The organism is Pseudomonas sp. 14P_8.1_Bac3 (assembly GCF_025466085.1).
In the GTDB taxonomy this organism is placed as follows: Bacteria; Pseudomonadota; Gammaproteobacteria; order Pseudomonadales; family Pseudomonadaceae; genus Aquipseudomonas.
Window position 1 is genome coordinate 44,799 of the sequence record NZ_JANLOD010000007.1, and the last position, 20,451, is coordinate 65,249.

Sequence of the window (20,451 nt, forward strand, 5' to 3'; positions counted from 1 at the left end):
TTACAACCAAAGGTTCAGCAAACGCGCGCCACGCACGTCGCCGCCGGCGAAGTGCTGCCCGTTGCTGCTGAGGAAACTTTGCCCGGCACTGCCCTGGTCCCAGAACTGCCCGCGCAGAAATACACTCATGCCCGCGACCGCCTGGCTGCTCGGCGGTTGCGCGGTCAACGTCAGGCGGTGCCAGGCCTGGCCCTCACTCAGTTCACCGGCCTTGAGGCTGACCGACTTTGGTGTCGACAACCCTTTGTAGCCGCGCCATGGCTTGTCCCACGTGCCGCGGCCGCTGACGAAGGCCGGGACGGCTACCAACTGCGCGCCTTGGTCGTCGAGTTTGCGGTAGTTTTCCGGATACCAACTGTCGCTGCCGATCAATATCCCGAGTCGACCGGCCGGGGTGTCGACGACGCTCACAGCCTGTTCGCCATTGGCCTCGATCACATCGCGGTCAGCGAAGATCGGATGCATCTGGCGCTGGGGCTGGCCGATCGGCACGCCGTCGCGACCGAACACCACGCTGCTGTTGTACAGCGCGCCCTGGCCGATTTTCAGGGTGCCGTCGATGATGCTCGGCTCGGGCAGCACGATGGAGCCTGCGACCAGCGTCACGTGAAATTCTTTCGCCAAACCACCGAACAGCGCCTGGTAATCCTTGGCCATGCCTTTGGCTTTCATGCGCAGGTGCGCATCGTCCAGGCGGTTGTCGCCCTTGGCGCTGATCAGCGCGCGGACGAACTTCACCGGGTTGCTCACCGCCAGCCAGTTCATGGCTTCCTTGATGGTGGGCGCTTGGTACAGCTCGTCTTTTTCGCCGCTGACCATCAACCAGGTGCCCACATGTTCGGGCAGCACGACGATGGTTTTGTCATTCAGCAGCCCCTGCTCCTGGGCTTTCTGCAGATAGGCCGCGAGCTTGCGGTGCAGGCGGTCGGCGCTTTGATAGTCGGTGGGAAACAGCTCCGGCTGGATCCCCAACAGGTTGCCACGATCGGCCGGCGTGCCCTGATCGATGGCGAGATCGATCCTCAGGTCCGACAGGTAATGACCCGCGGGGCGATCCGCGGCCCACATCGCGTAGGTCGTCAGGGCGGCAATCAATGCCATGGAGAAGGTCAGGTACAGAAGTTTACGCATGGGGAAGCAGTCAACGGCCGGGTGCAGGGTTTAAGGCGTTTCATCGAAAATCGGCTCAAGGATAAAGCGAATCAACGTGTTGATGGGGAATTTCTGTGTTTACCGGCCGGCTCCTGCAAGGGGACCTGGAGCTTTGCTGCCAATGACTTTTACGTGCCGACGGGCAGCAAGGGCGTTCAGGAAATCCCCTGTATTAGGATCTTTTTATGGTGGCCGATAATCCCCGAAATCACGGTCGTGAGTGTTTCCGTGAGCACGGCTTTTGTTGTCTCGACGCTGTACCACTGAGCCTGCCCAAACAAGATCGCAATGACTGCGCCGGTCATTGGGCAATTGTCGATGTCGGGTGTACCGGGTTCACGGTCTTCATTATCGATGATCGATTTCAACAGGGAGGCGTAGCGGTTTTTCAACTGGATGACCTGGGCCTTTTGTTCTGTATCAAGATTCGCGACTTCACGTGCCATGAGCATCAGCGTGTGTTTTTCGTTGAAGCGGAACGCGACGAAGGCCTGAATGAACAGGCGCAGACGCTCGCGAGGGTTCCGTGCGCGTTTGGTTCGGTGCACGGTGTCCAGTAACAAATCCGAAAAGCCGGACTCGATCAGTTCGAATAACAGAGACTGTTTATTTTCGATGTGGTGGTACAGAGAGCCCGCATGCAAACCCAGATAATTCGCCAGGTCGCGCAAGCCGATGGCCTGAAAACCGTGAACGGCGAACAGTTCAACCGCAGCCTCCAGTAATCGGTCGCGGGCGCTGCTGACCGGTTTGCTTGATACAGACATTGGCATGTTGCCCCTGGTAGCGATTTACTCGACGTGGCGGTAGGACGTCCTGGACGCATGGCGGGCGGTGCGCACCAATAACACCACCGCGCAGATCACCGGCAGATTCACCAGAAGCAGCGAGTACCGCAGCGATTCGTGGCCGAACAGGGGCAGCAACATATCGCTGAACAAGCCCGTGATCAGAGGGCCCACGCCGACCCCGAGCAACGTGCTGACAATGGTTTGCAGCGCCATGGCCGTGCCGCGTCGGCCGGATGGCACCAGTTGGGTGACGAGATTGTAGGAAGGGGCCACCCACCATACGGCGAAGAACGAATACAGCGCGCACCAGAGCATGGCGCTGGGGATGGGCACGTCGCCGAAGTGCACCAGCAGCGAATCCGACCAGAGCAGATAGGGCACCAGTGCACTCAGCGCTGCCAGGTGACCTATGACCGGAATGGAAATCTGCCAATGCGGATGGCGTCGACACAGACGGTCGCTCAGCCAACCGCTGAACAGGCCACCGATACCGGCCGAGGTGCCGCAGATGACGCCCGCCAGCAACCCGGCGTGCTGCAATGACAAGCCGTGGGAGCGCACGAGAAAACTGGTATTCCACATGCCGATGGCATAGGAGCTGAGCGTGGTCAGGCCGCCCGCCAGGATCAGGCAACGATAGGCCGGCAGTGCCCAGAGTTTGCGCGCTTCGGCGCCCATGCCCAGCAACGCCGGTTGCGCGTGAGTCTGTGGCGTGAGGTCCCACCGGCCGCGCCCCGGTTCACGGACGAAGAGCGCGAGGATGGCGCAGAACACCAACGCCGGTACTCCCAGGGCAACGAACGCGCTACGCCAGCCGTAGTGCTCCACCACCCAGGCTCCAATGCTTAAACCGATGATGGAAGAAAACGTCGGCGCCGCGGTAAAACAACTGATGGCGAAAGAGCGTCGTTGCGGTGGATACAGGTCGGCGATCAACGACAGTGAAGCCGAAGTCGTCGGCGATTCACTGACGGCCACCAGCATCCGCGCGATGGCCAGCGCAATAAACCCGCCGGCCAGCCCGCAAGCCATTGTCGCCAGTGACCACAGCAGGCACGACATGGCCAGCAGGCGCAGGCGCGGCATGCGATCCACCAGGCGTCCCGCGGGCAAGCCCATCAGCGCATACACCGCGGCGAACGCCAGGCCCGAGATCAACCCGATGGCGGTATCGCCGACGCCGAATTCGGCTTTGATCGGCTCGACCATGACCGCGAGTATCTGGCGTCCGACAAAGTTGTCGGCAAACACCAGGGCCAACAGTAACAGCAGGCCGTGGCTGCGCCAGCCAACCCGTGCCGCGGGCAACGTACCCTCGCGTGCGGTCACCGCGGTGCCCACAAATCAGGCAAGCCCGGGTCACTCACGACGATCAACCGTTTGAGCAGAACCTTCAAGGCCTGTGCATCGGCTGCGCCGAGCTTGGCCGAAAGGTCTTCTTCCACCGCCTTGGCCAGTGCCAGTTGATGCACTGACACTTCGCGCCCCTGCGCTGTGAGGACAAAACGCAGCGATTCGGCCGGTCCCTCGAACGCGACCAGGCTCTGGCGTTCAAGAAACCGCATGCTGGCAAGTGTGACGACGCGGCCGGTGTAGTTCACGAACGTGTTGATTTCCTCAAGGGTCAGGTTGTCCCGGATGCACAGGATCGACAGGATAAAAAACGTCTGCTCGTCCAGCTGTTGACTGTTCAGCAATTGCCGCAGGGCATTGAGCGCCTGGTAATGCCCGCGCCCCAGCAAGTAGCCGAGCAGGTCTTCGGTGTAGCTGCACTCGGGCGGTGGCGGTGTGGTCGCCAGGCGTAGCTCGCTGCGGGGCTTGCGCGTGGCGAGGGCATATTGGCCGCTCTGGAACGCCAGCGGCGCGCGGTCGCTGTGATCGAAGGCCAGCACTTCACCGACAAAGATCACATGGTCGCCACCTTCGTACTGGAACGCCGTGCGGCACTGGAATCGCGCCGTGCAATCCTGCAGCAGCGGCGCCTCGCTGACGCCGTTGTCCAGTTTGATCTCGGCGAACTTGTCTTCGCCCTGGGTGGCGAAACGTCCCGACAGCGTCTCCTGCTCCGTGGAGAGCACGTGCACGTTCCAGTGTTTGCCGCTGCTGAATACCGGCAGGCTGCGTGCTTGCTTGGACAGGCTCCAGAGCACGAGCGGCGGGTTGAGCGACACGGAGTTGAAACTGTTGGCGGTGATACCCACCGGCGAGCCGTCTTCGGTCTGGGTGGTGATGATTGTGACCCCGGTCGTGAACGTGCCGAGCGCGGCGCGAAAGGCCTGGGGATCGAAGCTGATAGTTTGCGTTGCCATGACTGGCCTCATGGAGTGGGGATTTTCGTATGGCCAGTATTGGACGATTGCGGGCCCTGAACATCGTCTCAACGGACTAACGCCAATGCATCGCCTCGTCCGATCGGACGAGGCGGCGCGACGTTCCTCGCGGCTAGGGTGGCGGCAGGCGCATCGGGCGCTCAACGGCCATCGAGCCAACCTGCAAGGGGATAACAATGAGTTCAGCCACGTCTTGCGTCGAGCACCTTTCCAGTCTGCTGGCGCGACAGAAAAGCGCTTTTGCCAGTGCCGGCGCCGTCAGTGCCGACACCCGCCGCCAGCGACTCCAGCAAGTGATCGATCTGCTGGTCCAGCATCACGAGGTGTTGACCACTGCCATCGATGAGGATTTTGGCGGGCGGCCTGCCGGTTTTTCATTGATGAATGACGTGCTCGGAGCCCTGGCTTCGCTCAAGCACGCCCGTGACCATCTGCACGTATGGATGCAGGATGAGCCGCGACAGATGTTCGCTCCCTACGATCAACTCGGTGCCGAAGCCTGGGTCATGTTTCAGCCGAAGGGCACGGTGGGCATCCTCGGGACCTGGAACGCGCCGTTGTACACCTTGTTCAGTCCGTTGGCCTCAGCCCTCGCGGCCGGTAACCGGGCCATTCTCAAACCTTCTGAAGTGGTGCCGCGAACGGCCGAGCGAGTGGCGCGCCTGTGTGCCGAACACCTCGATCCAATGGTCGTGGCTGTCGTCAATGGCGGGCCGGAGCTGGGTGAAGCGTTCAGCAGCCAGCCGTTCGACCATCTGGTGTTTACCGGCAGCACGGCGATCGGCCGGCGGGTGATGGGCAATGCTGCGAAAAACCTGGTACCGGTCACCCTGGAGCTCGGTGGCAAGTCGCCGGTGATCGTTTCGCGCAGTGCCGACCTCAGCAAGGCCGCGTTCAGCATCGCGGCGGGCAAGACCAGCAATGGCGGGCAGATTTGCATCAACCCCGATCTGGTGTACGTGCCCAAGGCCTCGCTTGAGCCATTCCTGGAAGCGTTGCGCGGTGCTTATCGCGACCTCAATCCGACAGTGGCCGGCAACCCGGATGTGGTGGCGGTGGTCAACCAGCGTCACCTTGAGCGGGTCGAGGGCCTGGTCGAGGACGCGCGGTTGCGCGGTGCGCGAATCGAATGCGTACCAGAGTTCCAGGACGCGGACATCAGCGACCGGCGTCGTCCGCTGCGGGTGGTGGTCGATCCGCCCCGGGAAAGCCTGATCATGCAGGAGGAAATATTCGGTCCGGCCATCGTCGTGCTGGGCTACGACGACCTCGACCAAGTGATTGCCGGCATTAACGCCCAGCCCCGTCCGCTGGCCCTGTACTACTTCGGCGACGACGCGCAGGAACAGCGCCACGTGCTGGAGCACACCCTGTCCGGCGGCGTCACGATCAACGACGTGATGATGCACGCAGCGATGCACGATGCGCCGTTCGGCGGTGTCGGTGCTTCGGGCATGGGGCATTACCACGGCCGTGAAGGGTTTCTCGAGTTCAGTCACTTGCGCACGGTGTTCAAGGCATCGGCTCATGACCCGCGCCGCGAATGGGGCCTGTTGCCGCCTTACGGCGAGCACTTTCTGGCGGCCATGCAGGCCGGGGTCACTTCCGACTGATTCGGCGCGGGGAGGGCCTTGCGTGCCTCCCTGCGCTGTACGAGACAGGCCATCGATTTATGTTCAACGCAATCACAATCGCCCAGCGGCTCTGGCTCTGGGCGTTATTGGCCACGTTGCTGTTCGTCCTGGCGGTGGTGCTCGGCGCTTACGGGTTGCATCAGGCCCGCGACAGCCTGCGCGCCATCAACGAAGACAACCTGGCGACCTTGTTGACGTTCGGCGACATCGAACACCGTCTCGACGAAAGCCGGCGCCTGGTGCTGCTCGCGATCCAGCACGATCCGGAAGGCCCGCTCGTGGCGGCATTCGACCGTCCGGTGGAAGCCACCCTGGCCGCCATCGAGAGCAACAACCTGGCCCTGGCAGGTGCCTGGGCAACGTATCGCGAGCGAACGTTGAGCGGTGACGAGTTGCAGGCCGCCGAGGCGTTCGACCAGCACTATCAGGCATGGCAGGAGGAGCTGGGCTTTTTGCTGGAGGCGTTGCGTGCTGGCGATTTTCGTTTGTCGGGCATCCTGTCTTTCCTGCGCATGGCCGAGCCGCAAGGCGATGCCGCCGTGGCCGAGCTGGGCAAGTTGCAGGCCCTGCAGCAGGCCGAGGCCGCGCGCGCCTACGAGGTCGCGCAACAGCGCTATCGCTTGACGCTCCTGGCTTATCTTGCGCTGGCGGTGGTGGGCGGGCTGGCGGGCAGCCTGACGGCGTTCTCCATCTTGCGCCGTCTCAAGCGCGCTTTTGCCCAGGCCGGTTCCAGCGTGCGAGCCATTGCCGGTGGCAATCTGGTGCATCCGATCGAGATCAAAGGCCGTGACGAATTCGCCCTGATGCTGCGCGACATCGTGCTGATGCGTGACGGCCTGCATGGTCTGATCTCGCAGATGCGCGCGCTGGTGCAGCGGGTCAGTCGCGAAGCGGCGCACATGGCCGAGTCGGCGGAGCTGGCGTCCACGGCCACCCGCCAGCAGGCCGATGCGGTGCGCGGGATTTCCACGGCGGTGGAGAACCTGTCGGGCTCGATCAGCGAAGTGGAAAACCATGTCGGTGTGTCACGCGCTATCACCCAACACTCTGCAGGGCGATCGGGCAAGAGCGAAGGGTATATTCGCGATATGGCTCAGGAGATGAACCGGATCAGTGATGTGATCAGCGACACGGCCATACACATCCGTGAGCTCGAAGGATTTTCCACGGACATCAGCCACGTGCTCAGTGTGATTCGCAGCATCGCCGAGCAGACCAACCTCCTGGCGCTGAACGCCGCCATCGAAGCCGCGCGTGCCGGTGAGGCGGGGCGCGGGTTTGCCGTGGTCGCCGACGAAGTGCGCCTGCTGGCGCAGCGCACGGCCAGTTCCATCGGTGAAATCGACCATACCGTGCAACGTATTCAGGAAGGCACACTGGCGGTTGTCGAGGGTATGGGCCGGGTGGTCGGCCGCGTGCGTGACGGCGTGAACCTGGCCCATGAGGCCGGCGATTCGGTGGCGCAAATCCGCACGGGCACCGATGATGTGATCCGCAGCGTGGATACCATCGCCAGGGTGATTACCGAGCAGGTGCAAGTCACCCGGGAAATGGTCACCCGGGTCGACAGTGTCGCGTCCGGTACCGGGGCGCTGTCGGCCAACGCCGGACGCAGCGCGGTGGCCGCCGGGGATCTGGAACAGCTGGCGCGGGAGCTGGACCAGTTGTCCGCCCGGTTCAATGTCGCTTGAACACCACAACCCTGCAGGTGCGAGGCTTGACCGCGAAACGCTTCCTCTGACGCAGCGTTGGTACAGAACTTCTAAACAATAATCATCAATCAGGGCGCGATCATCCATGGATAACCAGGCACACCCACTCAACGCTTCTACCCTCACCGACAACGGCTGGCCACGCCGCAGTGTGCTCAAGGCGGGCGCGGTGGCCGTTGGCGTCGGCTTGCTGGGACGCTTTGCCGACGTTCGCGCGGCGGGGCTTTCGGACAGCGATTATCGGGCCATGGATGCCTGGGCCATGAGCCAGGGGATCCGCAGCGGCGAGCTGAGTGCCGAGGACCTGCTGGCGGCGGCGCTGGTCCGCTACAACGCGGTCAACCCGAAGATAAATGCCGTGAACATGCTGCACGAAGCCTATGCGCGGACCTTGCTGGCCCAGCGTCGCGCCGCCGGTAACGCTGATCAGGGTGCCCTGGCGGGGGTGCCGATGCTGTTCAAGGACCTCAACACGTCGCTGCAAGGCACCGTCACCAGCAATGGCAGCCGGATGTTCAAGGACTCACCTCCTGCGGCCCGCACCAGCACCCTGATCACCCGCTACGAGCAGGCTGGCGCGGTGCCGTTCGGCAAGACCGCGTGCCCCGAATTCGGCTTGACCACCACCACCGAATCCCTGGCCTGGGGGCAAACCCGTAACCCCTGGAACCTGGCCATGAGCGCGGGCGGTTCCTCGGGTGGTTCGGCCGCCGCGGTGGCCGCGGGCATCGTTCCGGTGGCGCATGCCACCGATGGCGGCGGTTCGATCCGTATTCCGGCTTCGTACTGTGGCGTGGTTGGGCTCAAGCCCAGCCGCTATCGCACGCCGAGCGGGCCGCTGCACTTCGAAGGTTTTTTTGGTGCCAGCGCAGCCAATGTGGTGTCGCGCACGGTGCGTGATACCGCACTGTTCCTCGATGCCGGGCAAGGTCATGAAGCGGGCAGCGCGTATTGGTGTGCGCCACTGGTGCGCCCTTATGTAGAGGAACTACAGCGCGAGCCGGGCAAGCTGCGCGTGGCCGTGGTGCGCCAGTCGCTGACCGGTGCCCCACTGGAACCGGCGATTGCCGCCACTCTGGAACAGACCATCAAGCAGCTGCTGGCCCTCGGGCATGAGCTCGAAGAGCTGACCCTGAGCATCGATCCGCGTCAGCTGTTCGGTGCCCATGGCACGGTGATCGCGACCTCGCTGCGCGCGCAGATTCACGATCGTGAACAGGCGCTCGGACGGGCGGCAACGGCGCAGGACCTGGAGAAAATCACCCTGGTCAATCTCGAGCGCTCGAAGGGAATCAGCGGCGAGGACCTGTACCGCGCGCGTCAGTCATTCGAGAGCATCGGTGCAACGATGGAGCAGTATTTCGAACGCTACGACGTGATCCTGTCCCCGGTCACAGGCAGCCTGACGCCGAAACTGGGTCTGTTGTCCCTCGACCAGCCATGGGACAGCTACGCCCATCAGGCCATGGGCAGCGCCGGCTTCACCGTGGTCGCCAACGTCAGCGGCCAGCCGGCCATTTCCCTGCCGCTGGGCCAGAGCGACGATGGTTTGCCAGTCGGCATGATGTTCACCGCGCGACTGGGGGGCGAAGACGTGCTGCTGCGCCTGGCCAGCCAGCTGGAACAGGCCCACCCCTGGGCCGCCAGACGCGCCACCCTGTAACGCCACTGCGCCGTCGCCGCGGGGGATGAGATCGTCCCCTAGTCCACTTTGACGATGAGCCCATCCCCTCGCAGCCCTGATCATGGGCTGCACTCCGCCAGCGCACCCGCTGCGTCGTCGGCGGTTTTTATCTGACCTCAGCTAATGGCATAACAACAATGACGGCTCAAGTTCAGTCTCAGACCCACTACGACGTGATCGTCGTCGGCTCGGGCGCCGGTGCGATGACTTCGGCAGTGTTCCTCGCCGACCAGGGATTCAGCGTGCTGGTGGTGGAGAAAAGCGATCAGTACGGGGGCACCTCGGCGATCTCCGGTGGCGGTATCTGGATTCCGAACAACCACTACTTTGCGCGCATGAGCGGCAAGGACAGTTACGCCACGGCCCTGACCTACCTGCAAGCGGCGGCGGGCGAGCATGTCGATGAAGTGCGTCTGCGTGCCTACCTCGACAATGCGCCGAAGATGATCGAACAGCTCACCCGCACCAGCCGCGTACGCTACGCCGTGGCGGCCAAATACCCTGATTATTATCCGCACCTGCCGGGCGCCCTGGCGGGTGGACGGACCCTGGACCCCGAGTTGTTCGACACCAGTCTGTTGGGCGAAGAGCTGGCCAACCTGCGCAAGCCGTCACCTTCGACCCTGCTGATGGGGCGTATCGCCTGGACGGCTCGCGATGCGCACAAGGCGATGGCCCGCAGTTTTGGCTGGCGCCTGCTGATCATGAAACTGATGCTGCGCTACAAGCTGGATTTCAAATGGCGGCGCAAAAGCAAAATGGATCGCCGGGCGTCCCTGGGCAGTTCATTGGTCGCGTCCTTGCGCCGTTCGCTGATGGATCGCAATGTGCCCCTGTGGCTCAACACCGATTTTTCCGGGCTGATCACCGACAACGACCGGATTACCGGCATCACCGTGCGACGGGACGGCACCGAGTTGCAGCTGCGTGCACGCCACGGGGTGATCCTTGCCTCCGGTGGCTTCGAACAAAACCAGACCCTGCGCGACCGTTACCTGCCCAAGCCCACCCGCAAGGACTGGAGCGCGACACCGCCGGGTAACAACACCGGCGCGGCGCTCGAGGCCGGCATGGCCCAGGGCGCGGCCACGGCGCTGATGGATTGGGCCTGGTGGGCGCCGACCATCGCGGTTCCGGGTGAAGACAAGCCGCGTGGGATCTTCGCTGAACGGGCGTTTCCTGGCGCCATCGTGGTCAACGGCCAGGGCCAGCGCTTCGTCAATGAAGCGGCACCCTATCTGGAATTTGTCGACGCCATGCATCGCGACAACCAGCTCTCCAACGGCAAATCAGTGCCGGCCTGGTGCATCTTCGACGCGCATTTCCGTTTCAACTACGCCATGGGACCGCTGATGCCGGGCCAGGTCATGCCCGACAGTCGCTTGCGCAAGGAGTGGCTCAACACCCTGTACTGGAAGGCCGATACCCTCGCTGACCTCGCCCGGCAAATCGGTGTCGACAGCGCTGGCCTGGAAGCCACCGTGACCCGGGTCAACGACTACGCACGCACTGGTGTCGACCTCGATTTCGCGCGTGGCGGCAATGTCTTCGACCGTTATTACGGCGACTGCAACATCAAGCCCAATCCTTGCCTGGCGCCCCTGCGCAAAGGCCCGTTCTACGCCATGCGTCTGGACGCCGGGGACATCGGCACCAAGGGCGGGCTGCTGACCAACGAGCACGCCCAGGTGGTACGTGACGACGGCACTGCCATCGCTGGCCTGTACGCCATCGGCAACTGCTCGGCGTCGGTGATGGGCACCAGTTATCCAGGCGCTGGCGGCACCCTCGGGCCAGCAATGACCTTCGGCTATGTTGCCGCCAACCACCTCGCCAGTCAGCGATAGGAGGTCACATGTCCATGCCCGATAACATCCCCAGCACCGAAGTGCTGCCGCCGCTGAAAGTGTTCGACAGCACCAGCATGGTCTGGGACGAACACTGTGACGTGCTGGTCGTCGGCTGGGGCGCGGCCGGTGCGTGCGCTGCGCTGGAGGCGCGTGCCGAGGGCGCCGATGTGCTGATTGCCGATCGGTTTACCGGTGGCGGCGCCAGCGCCAAGAGCGGAGGGGTGGTGTATGCCGGCGGCGGTACGCGTCATCAACAAGCGGCGGGTTTCTGCGACAGCCCCGAAGCCATGTTCGACTACCTCAAGCATGAAACCCGAGGCGTGGTCAGCGACGATACCCTGCGGCGTTTTTGTGCCGACAGCGTCAGCAACCTCGAGTGGCTGGAAAGCCACGGTGCTCCTTACGCGCATCAGATGCCGCCGGGGGGCAAGACCTCGTATCCGCCCGACGGCTATTTCCTCTACTACTCGGGTAACGAACTGGTGCCCGATCACGGTGGTCCATTGCCCCCAGCGCCGCGAGGTCATCGCACCGTGGGCAAGGGCCAGTGTGGCGCGGTGCTCTATGCCCATCTGAAGGCGGCATGCCTGAAGGCCGGCGCCCGGCCGCTGTTGCAGGCAGCGGCACGACGCCTGGTGGTCGATGCTCAGGGCCACGTGCTGGGCGTCGAATTGTGGTGCCTCAGCGAAGGCAGCAAAGAAGCTCGACGGCATGCCCGCCTGGCCGCCCGCGCCGAACGCCTGCAGAACTTCGCGGCCGGCTACTGCAAAAAACTTCGCCAGAAAGTCAGCCAGCTCGAACGGGATTTCGCCCGACCACGGTTGGTGCGTGCGCGCAACGGAGTGATCCTGAGCACCGGCGGTTTCATCTTCAATCGCCAGATGATCGAGCAGCACGCGCCTAAATTTCGCCGCAATTTCAAAGTGGGCGCAACCGGTTGCGATGGCAGCGGGCTGCGACTGGGTACCAGTGTTGGCGGTGAGGGTTGCGGGCTTGATCGGGTGTCGGCATGGCGCTTCATCAATCCGCCGTACAGCTGGCACAAAGGGATCGTGGTCAATCGCGAAGGGCGTCGCTTCTGCAACGAAGAAGTCTACGGCGCCACATTGGGCCAACCGTTGATGGAAGAGCAGGGCGGCAAGGCGTGGCTGGTGCTGGATGCGCCATTACGCAAAAAAGCCATTAGCGAGGCACTGTTCGGCGGCTACTGGTGGTTCCAGAGTTTTCCGGCCCTGGCGCTGATGCTGCTCAAGGTGCGAAAGGGCAAGAGTCTGAGCGAGTTGGCCAGTGCAACGTCCATGGACCCCGCCGTATTGCGTGCTTCGGTGCTGGCAGCCAACGCCGCCGCCCGTGGCGAGGCGCCGGACCCGTTCGGCAAGTCCGAAGGCGGGTGCCAGGTGCTGGAACAGGGACCGTTCTACGCCTGTGATATCTCGGTGACCAATCCGCTGTTCCCGCTGGGCGCCCTGACATTGGGCGGCTTGCGCGTAGATGAACGCAGCGGTGCGGTGCTGGACCAACGGGGCCAGGCCATCAGTGGCCTGTACGCTGCCGGACGCACCGCCCTGGGCATTCCCTCGCACTTGTATATCAGCGGTCTGTCCCTGGCCGACTGCGTGTTTTCCGGTCGTCGTGCCGGTGCTGCCGTCGCCCGTCCACAGCAGCTGCAACCGCTGCCGATGCACATTCCCGAGACGACATGATGACCCCACATCACTACAACCCGAACGGGCGTGTTCACGGCAAGGTCGCGCTGGTCACCGGCGGCGCCAAAGGCATTGGCGCTGCCAGTGTGCGAATGCTGGCGGCCGAAGGCGCCCAGGTGCTGATCAGCGACCTGGACGTCGAATCAGGCCAGGCCCTGGCGGCGCAAATCGGGCCCTCTGCGACGTTCATTCGCCACGATGTCAGCAGCGAAGAGCAATGGCGCGAGGTGATCGATCTGATCCGTGAGCGCTACGCGCGCCTGGATATTCTGGTCAACAACGCCGGCATTCTGATCGGCGGTTCGATTGAAACCACCAGCCTGGCGGACTGGCACACCTTGATGCGGGTGAATGCCGACAGCGTGTTCCTGGGCTGTCGCGAAAGCATCGCGTTGATGAAGGAGGGGGGGGGCTCGATCATCAACCTGTCGTCCATCGCAGCCTTGGCCGCGCGTGACGATTACCTGGCCTATAGCGCCTCCAAGGGGGCCGTGGCGGCGTTGTCGCGGTCGGTGGCGGCGTTTTGCAGGCGACGCAAATACCGTATCCGTTGTAACACTCTGCACCCGGATGGCGTGCTCACCGACATGACGCGCAGTGGCTTTCCGGAGGGCGTCGACCCCCACCGTCTGACGATCGACAGCGATCCGATGAACCGCATGTGCCTGCCCGAAGACGTCGCAACCAGCGTGCTGTTCCTGGCCAGCGATGAGTCACGGGCAATCAACGGCGTCGAGTTGCGCATCGACAGTGGACAGATGGTGATGAGTATCTGAGGCCACAAACCCTTGTGGGAGCTAGCCTGCTAGCGATTGGCCCCGCCAGCAATGATGTCGAATGTGCCGGCGCCATCGCTAGCAGGTTAGCTCCCACAGGTGATTATCTGGTCAGTTCCCTTCGAACCGTGCCGGGCGTTTGTCGATGAATGCCTGCATGCCTTCCTTCTGGTCCCGTGAGGCGAATAGCAGGGCATTGGCCTTGCGCTCCAGGGCGAGGCCTGCTTCCAGCGGCGCGTCCATGCCGGCGAGGATCACCTCCTTGATCTGCTCGGCGGCCAGTGCCGGCATGGCGGCGATGACACGTGCCAGCTCCAGTGCGTGCGCCTGGACCTGGTCGTCGTCCACCAGATCGCTGACCAATCCGGCAACCCAGGCGTCTTCGGCGCTGATCGGTTGCCCGGTCAGCGCCATGCGCATCGCCTTGACCTTGCCCACCGCGCGCACCAGCCGTTGGGTGCCGCCGATGCCGGGCATGATGCCGATGCGGATTTCCGGTTGGCAGAATTTTGCGCTGCGCCCGGCGACGATCAGGTCCGCATGCATGGCCAGTTCGCAGCCGCCGCCGTACGCATACCCGCAGACCGCCGCGATCACCGGTTTCGGACAATGCTGGATCGGCGCCCATACGCGTTCGGTGTGGCGCTTGTAGATATCGATCGCACCGACCCCGGCCATGCTGTTGATGTCGCCCCCGGCGGCGAACACCTTTTCGCCGCCCGTCAGCACAATGCAGCGCACTTCGGGATCCTCCGCCAGTTCGGTGAAATGCCGCGACAGCAGCGCCTGCAATTCCAGGCTCAAGGCATTGGTCGCTCGCGGGCGGTTGAGCCGCAACAGGGCGACGCCCGGCAGTGGATGTTCGAGCAGAACCGGTGCGGCAAACGAGTCGGACATGGGCATTCTCAAGGACCTTGCAACAGGTGGGTAATCGTCAGTGTCCTGTTCGCGAGGGCGGATTTTCATCGTCCGTTCAGACGTAGTTTGAGCCTGAGTTCGCCCCTAGAGTGACCCTTGTCAGTAGAAAAGGAGCACGTAATGGAGCTGCATTCGGGTCTTGATTACAGCGGCAAGGTGGTGCTGGTCACCGGTGGCACCAAGGGCATCGGCGCGGGTATCGCCCAAGGGTTTCTGGCCGCGAACGCACGGGTGATTGTCTGTGCCCGGCGCGAACCCGAGCAGGTGCCGGCGCATGACGGCAAGCGCGCGACGTTCATTGCCACCGACGTGCGTGACCATGATTCCCTGCAACGACTGTTCGCCACCATCGAACGCGACTTCGGGCGCCTCGACGTGGTGATCAACAACGCGGGCGGCAGCCCCGCCGCCGACGCGGCCACAGCCTCGCCGAGGTTTCATGAAAGCATCATCGGTCTGAACCTGATCGCCCCGCTCAACGTCGCCCAGCACGCCAACCGGCTGATGCAGGCACAGGTCCAGGGCGGCTGCATCGTCTTCATTGGCAGCATCAGCGCCTTGCGATCCTCCCCGGGGACCGCCGCCTATGGCGCGGCCAAGGCCGGCGTGCTGGCGCTCGTGCAATCGCTGGCGGTGGAGTGGGGGCCCAAGGTACGGGTCGTCACGGTCAGCCCGGGCCTGGTGCTGACCGAGCAGGCGCATCTGCACTACGGCTCTGCGGCGGGCATCGCCGCCGTCGCTGCCGGCATCCCGGCCGGTCGCATGGCGGTGGTCGACGACATCGCCAATGGCTGTCTGTACATCGCATCGCCGCTGGCCAGCTACGCCAGCGGCAGCAACCTGCTGCTGCATGGCGGTGGTGAACGGCCGGCATTTCTCGATGCCGCGCAGGTTTTGCCGACCTGATCGACCTATTGCGGCGACCGGGTTCGGTGGCCGCCTTCAATGTGAAGGAGACGACTTTGGCTGATCCACAATTGCTATCCAATGTGCGCGCCCTGGTGGGACGCCAGTACGGCCGGGTGTATGCCTGGGACGAGGTCAACGCCCCCATGATCCGCCAATGGTGCGAGGTCATGGGCGTGGACAACCCGCTGTACACCGACGCGGAATTTGCCCTGGGCACCCGGCATGAAGGCCTGATTGCCCCGCCTGCCATGTTGCAGGTGTGGACCATGGAAGGCCTGCACGCCAACAACTATCCGCCAGGCTCCACCGACGAGAATCCTTACGAGGTGCTCAAGGAAATGGAAGCCCACGGCTATGCGTCGACCGTGGCGGTCAATTCCGAGCTGAGCTTCACCCGTCCGGTGCGCCTGGGGGAAAAGCTCTACTACACCACGCGCCTGGAGTCGGTTGGCGACGAGAAGACCACTGCCCTGGGCACTGGCTTTTTTGTCACCCTGATCATGAGCCATTTTGTCGAAAAGGCGGGTGGCGACGAGCCCGTGGGCGAGTTGCTGTTTCGCGTTTTCAAATTCCGCCCGGCCAACGTGCAGACGCCCGTCACCGTCGAGTCCGCGCCGGCAAAGCCCAAGCGTCCGCTGCCGGGCATCAGCGATGACACACGATTTTTCTGGGAGGGCTGCGAGAAGGGTCAGTTGCTGATCCAGCGCTGCTGCGCTTGCCAGACCCTGCGCCACCCACCGGCCCCGGTGTGCATCGAGTGCCACAGCTTCGATTGGGACACCGTTGAGGCCAGCGGCCGCGCCCGTCTGTATTCGTTCGTGGTGATGCATTACCCCGAAGTGCCGCCGTTTGATTACCCCAATCCCATCGGCCTCATCGAGCTGGAGGAGGGCGTGCGCCTGATCGCTGGCCTGGTGGGGATCGAGCGCGGGCAACTGCAGATCGGCCAGCCGTTGCAGGTCGAATTCCAGACCTTCGACGACCGCCAGACCCTGCCACTGTTTCGGCCGGTCGAGGCATAGGAGCCAATCATGGATTTCGAATTGAGCGAAGACCAGCGCGCCATCGCGCAGATGGCCGACGGCCTGTTTGTCGATCATTGCCATGACGAGTACATGCGCCAGTGGGACGTTAGCGGCGAGCCGATGATGGCGCCGTTGTGGGCCTTGTGCATCGAGACCGGCCTGCATGCCCTGGCCATTCCCGAAGAGCATGGCGGCAGCGGCCTGGGCATGACCGAATTGATGCTGGTGCTGCAAGCACAAGGCAAGGCCTTGGCCCAGGTGCCGTTGTGGCGGCATCAGCTGGCGGCCGCAACCCTGGCCCGGTTCGCCGCCGCCGACAGCGCCGGATGGCTGGCCAAAGCGGCCTCCGGCGAGGCACTGCTGAGCTTGTCTGTCGATGGCTTGAGCAGTGCGCTGGGTGTTGAGCTACAGGCGACGGCAACGGCCGATGGCTGGTCGATCGATGGCCGGGTCGCGGCCTTGTCCCTGGGGGACCAGGCGGGGGCGGCACTGGTGCTGGTACAGGCCGAGGGTCAGCCACGCTTGCTCTTGATCGACCTGTCGGCACCGCAGGTGCAACGGGTTTCGGCCGTGTTGACCCAGGGTGAAGCGGTCGCCGACCTGCACATCCAGGGCCTGACGGTGGACACCAACGCGCTGTTGCCGGCCGAAGCGGTGGCCTGGCTGGAGCTGCGCAGCGTCGCGGCGTTGGCTGCCCTGCAATTGGGCGTCAGCGAAGAGCAGATCCGCCGCACCGTGGCGTATGTCAGTGAGCGTCGCCAGTTCGAGCGCAGCATCGGCAGCTTCCAGGCCGTGCAAATGAGCATGGCCGACACCCATATCGCCGTCGAAGCGTTGCGCTCGGCGCTGTGGCAATTGGTCTACCGCGTCGATGCCGGTTTGCCTGCGCCCAGCGAAGCCCTGGCCACCGCCTGGCTGGCCTGCGAAGCGGGGCACCGCATCGGCCATATCGCCCAACACGTGCATGGCGGTATCGGCGTCGACCTGAGCTACCCGATCCACCGTTTTCTCTACTGGAGCCGCGGCCTGTGCCTTGCCTTGGGTGGCTCGGCGGCAAGCCTGGAACGCCTGGGCGACTGGCTCAACGATAACGACAAGCTGGGATGGAAATATGACCTCGAAGAACACCAAGCGCTTTGAAGACGTGCGCCCCGGCGAAGTATTGCCGGAGCTTGCCGTGCCGATCACGGTGACGCTGATCAACGGCGGCGCGATCGCCACCCGTGATTATTTCCCCGGCCACCACGACGCCGACGCGGCCCGGGGCCTGGGGTCGCCCAACGTGTTCATGAACATCCTCACCACCAACGGGTTGGTGCAGCGATTCATCGAGCAGTGGTCCGGGCCACTGGCGCAATTCACCGCGTTGAAAATCAAGCTCGGTGCGCCGAACTACCCCGGCGACTGCATGACCTTCAGCGGCAGCGTCACCCGCGTTGAGGCGGACACCCGCTCGGTGGAAATCACCTTGAGCGGTAAAAATTCCATGGGTAACCACGTGACCGGGACGGTCGCGCTGGTCCTGCCCTGACAGCCGGAGAAATACAGATGACTGATTCATCGATTTCCGGGCGCGCCGCGATCGTCGGCCTCGGCGCGACCGAATTTTCCAAGAACTCCGGACGCACTGAATTGCGCCTCGCCATGGAGGCCACCCTCAGCGCACTCAAGGACGCCGGTATCGACCCGAGCGAAGTCGAGGGCTTCAGCTCTTATTCGGTGGACAAGGTCCCGGAATACGAAATCGCCCGCCTGCTCGGCTGCAAGGACGTCAAGTTCTTCTCCCAGGTGCCCCATGGCGGTGGCGCCGCCTGCGGGCCGGTGATGCACGCGGCCATGGCGGTGGCCACCGGGGTGGCGAAAGTGGTGGTGGTCTATCGAGCGATGAACGAGCGCTCATGGTATCGCTTCGGCACCGGTGACTACGGCTTCGCCGCGGCGCCGACCTTCGACAACGTCAACTACGGCTGGTACATGCCCCACGGGTTTCATACGCCGGCCGCCTGGGTCGGGATGTTCGCCCAGCGCTACATGCACACCTATGGCGCCACCAGCGAAGACTTCGGTCGGGTGGCGGTGGCCGCGCGGGATTTTGCCGCTACCAACCCCCAGGCGTTTTTTCACGGCAAGCCGATCACGCTGGAAGAGCACCAGGCCTCGCGCTGGATCTGTGAGCCACTGCACCTGCTCGATTGCTGCCAGGAATCCGACGGTGCCGTGGCGATGGTCATCACCTCGGTCGAGCGCGCCCGTGACCTGCGCCAGAAACCGGTGACCATCAAGGCCGGCGCCCAGGGCATCAGCCACGGTCAACAGAGCATGACGTCGTTCTATCGCGACGACATCACCGGGCTGCCGGAGATGGGCGTGGTCGCCCGCGAACTGTATCGCCAGTCGGGCCTGGGTCCGGAGGCGTTCCAGACCGCCGTGATCTACGACCACTTCACGCCGTTCGTATTGCCGCAGCTGGAGGAGTTCGGTTTCGCCAAGCGCGGCGAAGCCAAGGAGTTCATCCGCGCCGGGCATCACGCCCGTGGCGGCAAACTGCCGATCAACACCCACGGCGGGCAACTGGGCGAAGCCTATATCCATGGCATGAACGGCATCGCCGAGGCCGTGCGCCAGGTACGTGGCACGGCGGTCAACCAGGTGGCGGACGTGCAGAACGTGCTGGTCACCGCCGGCACTGGCGTACCCACCAGCGGCCTGATTCTCGGCGCAGCCTAAGGAGCAGCAGATGTTCGTCGACCTCACTCCCGAGCAACACGCCCTGCGCCATAAGGTGCGGGATTATTTCCAGGCGCTGATGACCCCGGACATGCGCGACCGGCTGCGCGGCAAGGAAGGCGGCGAGCTGTATCGCCAGACCATCCGCCAGATGGGCCGCGACGGCTGGCTCGCGGTCGGCTGGCCCAAGGCCCACGGTGGCCAGGGCTACGCCGCGACCGAGCAGTTGATCTTCTTCGAAGAAGCCAACATCGCCGGCGCGCCCCTGCCGTTCGTCACCATCAGCACCGTTGGCCCGTCCTTGATGACGCATGGCAGCGAGTTGCAGAAAGAACGTTTCCTGCCGGGCATCGCTGCGGGCGAGATCATGTTCGCCATCGGTTACTCGGAACCGGACGCCGGCAGTGACCTGGCCGTGCTGAAAACCAGTGCCCGCCAGGACGCCGACGGCTTCCTGGTCAATGGCAACAAGTTGTGGACCTCGGGCGCCGAGTCGGCCGATTTCGTCTGGCTGGCAGCCCGGACCGACCCGACCCAGGCACGCCACAAGGGCATTTCGCTGCTGATCGTCGACACCACGACACCGGGCTTCTCCCACACGCTGATTCCCACTACCAGCATTCCGACCACCGCCACCTATTACGACAACGTACGGGTGCCCAACGAGATGCTGGTGGGCGAACTGCATGGCGGCTGGAAGCTGATCACTTCGCAGCTGAACCACGAGCGACTCGGCCTGGGAACCTGGTCGGACAAGGTTGTGGCGTTGTTCCGTCGGGTCTACCTGTGGGCGCGGGCTCGTGACGAGCAGGGCCGTCGGGCGATGGACAAGGCTTGGGTGCGCAGTTCGCTGGCCGAATGTTATGCGCGGCTGGAAGCGATGCGCCTGATCAACATGCGCATCGCCTCCGACCTGGAACGCGAGCGCATGGACGTGGCGCTGAGTTCGACCACCAAGGTGTTCGGTTCGGAATCGGCCATCGAGATCCTGCGTCGGTTGGCGGCGATCCTCGGCGCCAATGGCTCGATGCGCAGCGGCTCGTCGGCCGCCCTGTTGCAGGGCGAGCTGGAATACGAGTTGCGCAGCTCGGTGACCCTGACCTTTGGCGGCGGCACCAATGAAATCCAGCGCGAACTGATTGCCCAGTTCGGTCTGGGGATGCCGCGCGCGCAACGCTGACGTTCGTCCATCCACAACAAAAAAATCTGTCCGCCCCTTTTTCGGGGCGGGTCGAAG

At 63.8% G+C, this 20,451-nt stretch carries 17 protein-coding genes; 12 read left to right on the top strand and 5 right to left on the bottom strand.

Annotated features, from left to right (window positions below):
- From NTD84_RS02650 to NTD84_RS02665, 4 genes are all read right to left on the bottom strand, one after another.
- The gene (locus NTD84_RS02650) at window positions 1-1,131 is read right to left on the bottom strand and encodes a carbon-nitrogen hydrolase family protein (RefSeq protein WP_262163357.1); all 1,131 of its coding nucleotides are present in this window, start codon (window positions 1,129-1,131) and stop codon (window positions 1-3) included.
- A gap of 176 nt (window positions 1,132-1,307) precedes the next feature.
- Window positions 1,308-1,919, bottom strand: a complete 612-nt coding sequence (locus NTD84_RS02655) for a TetR/AcrR family transcriptional regulator (protein WP_315975558.1) — start codon at window positions 1,917-1,919, stop codon at window positions 1,308-1,310.
- Between the two features lie 24 nt (window positions 1,920-1,943).
- Complete coding sequence (locus NTD84_RS02660) at window positions 1,944-3,272, bottom strand: spinster family MFS transporter (protein ID WP_262163361.1); 1,329 nt, start codon at window positions 3,270-3,272, stop codon at window positions 1,944-1,946.
- The gene (locus NTD84_RS02665) at window positions 3,269-4,252 is read right to left on the bottom strand and encodes a flavin reductase family protein (RefSeq protein WP_262163362.1); all 984 of its coding nucleotides are present in this window, start codon (window positions 4,250-4,252) and stop codon (window positions 3,269-3,271) included. The genes NTD84_RS02660 and NTD84_RS02665 overlap by 4 nt, the downstream gene beginning before the upstream one ends.
- Before the next feature lie 170 nt (window positions 4,253-4,422).
- Here NTD84_RS02665 and NTD84_RS02670 point away from each other — a divergent pair, with 170 nt between their 5' ends.
- The 6 genes from NTD84_RS02670 (at window position 4,423) to NTD84_RS02695 (ending at window position 13,635) form a co-directional block, all read left to right on the top strand.
- Window positions 4,423-5,886 carry a coniferyl aldehyde dehydrogenase gene (locus NTD84_RS02670; RefSeq protein ID WP_262163427.1) on the top strand — a complete coding sequence of 488 codons (1,464 nt, stop codon included), beginning with the start codon at window positions 4,423-4,425 and terminating at the stop codon, window positions 5,884-5,886.
- Between the two features lie 59 nt (window positions 5,887-5,945).
- Window positions 5,946-7,598, top strand: a complete 1,653-nt coding sequence (locus NTD84_RS02675; protein ID WP_262163363.1) for a methyl-accepting chemotaxis protein — start codon at window positions 5,946-5,948, stop codon at window positions 7,596-7,598.
- A 106-nt stretch (window positions 7,599-7,704) separates the two neighbouring features.
- Window positions 7,705-9,282 carry an amidase gene (locus NTD84_RS02680; protein WP_262163364.1) on the top strand — a complete coding sequence of 526 codons (1,578 nt, stop codon included), beginning with the start codon at window positions 7,705-7,707 and terminating at the stop codon, window positions 9,280-9,282.
- A gap of 158 nt (window positions 9,283-9,440) precedes the next feature.
- Window positions 9,441-11,150 (top strand): FAD-dependent oxidoreductase, encoded by a 1,710-nt coding sequence (locus tag NTD84_RS02685; RefSeq protein ID WP_262163366.1) that lies wholly within the window; start codon window positions 9,441-9,443, stop codon window positions 11,148-11,150.
- Window positions 11,151-11,158: 8 nt separating this feature from the next.
- Window positions 11,159-12,856, top strand: a complete 1,698-nt coding sequence (locus tag NTD84_RS02690) for an FAD-binding protein (protein ID WP_262163368.1) — start codon at window positions 11,159-11,161, stop codon at window positions 12,854-12,856.
- A complete protein-coding gene (locus NTD84_RS02695) occupies window positions 12,853-13,635 on the top strand; it encodes an SDR family oxidoreductase (protein ID WP_262163370.1) in 783 nt (260 codons plus the stop codon). The genes NTD84_RS02690 and NTD84_RS02695 overlap by 4 nt, the downstream gene beginning before the upstream one ends.
- Before the next feature lie 111 nt (window positions 13,636-13,746).
- Here NTD84_RS02695 and NTD84_RS02700 read toward each other — a convergent pair whose 3' ends face one another.
- Window positions 13,747-14,532: an enoyl-CoA hydratase gene (locus NTD84_RS02700; RefSeq protein WP_262163372.1), complete on the bottom strand. Its 786-nt coding sequence runs from the start codon at window positions 14,530-14,532 to the stop codon at window positions 13,747-13,749.
- Window positions 14,533-14,673: 141 nt separating this feature from the next.
- Here NTD84_RS02700 and NTD84_RS02705 point away from each other — a divergent pair, with 141 nt between their 5' ends.
- From NTD84_RS02705 to NTD84_RS02730, 6 genes are read left to right on the top strand one after another with little or no spacing between them, the layout of a single operon-like run.
- Entirely contained in the window at window positions 14,674-15,459 is a 786-nt protein-coding gene (locus tag NTD84_RS02705) for an SDR family oxidoreductase (RefSeq protein WP_262163374.1), read from the top strand.
- Window positions 15,460-15,515: 56 nt separating this feature from the next.
- The gene (locus NTD84_RS02710; protein ID WP_262163375.1) at window positions 15,516-16,484 is read left to right on the top strand and encodes an OB-fold domain-containing protein; all 969 of its coding nucleotides are present in this window, start codon (window positions 15,516-15,518) and stop codon (window positions 16,482-16,484) included.
- A 9-nt stretch (window positions 16,485-16,493) separates the two neighbouring features.
- Window positions 16,494-17,627, top strand: coding sequence for an acyl-CoA dehydrogenase family protein (locus NTD84_RS02715; RefSeq protein ID WP_262163376.1), 1,134 nt, complete (start codon window positions 16,494-16,496; stop codon window positions 17,625-17,627).
- Entirely contained in the window at window positions 17,599-18,018 is a 420-nt protein-coding gene (locus NTD84_RS02720) for a MaoC family dehydratase (RefSeq protein ID WP_262163377.1), read from the top strand. The genes NTD84_RS02715 and NTD84_RS02720 overlap by 29 nt, the downstream gene beginning before the upstream one ends.
- Before the next feature lie 17 nt (window positions 18,019-18,035).
- The gene (locus NTD84_RS02725; protein WP_262163378.1) at window positions 18,036-19,214 is read left to right on the top strand and encodes a lipid-transfer protein; all 1,179 of its coding nucleotides are present in this window, start codon (window positions 18,036-18,038) and stop codon (window positions 19,212-19,214) included.
- Between the two features lie 10 nt (window positions 19,215-19,224).
- On the top strand, window positions 19,225-20,394 hold the full coding sequence (locus NTD84_RS02730; protein ID WP_262163381.1) for an acyl-CoA dehydrogenase family protein: 1,170 nt from the start codon (window positions 19,225-19,227) through the stop codon (window positions 20,392-20,394).
- Window positions 20,395-20,451: the final 57 nt, after the last annotated feature.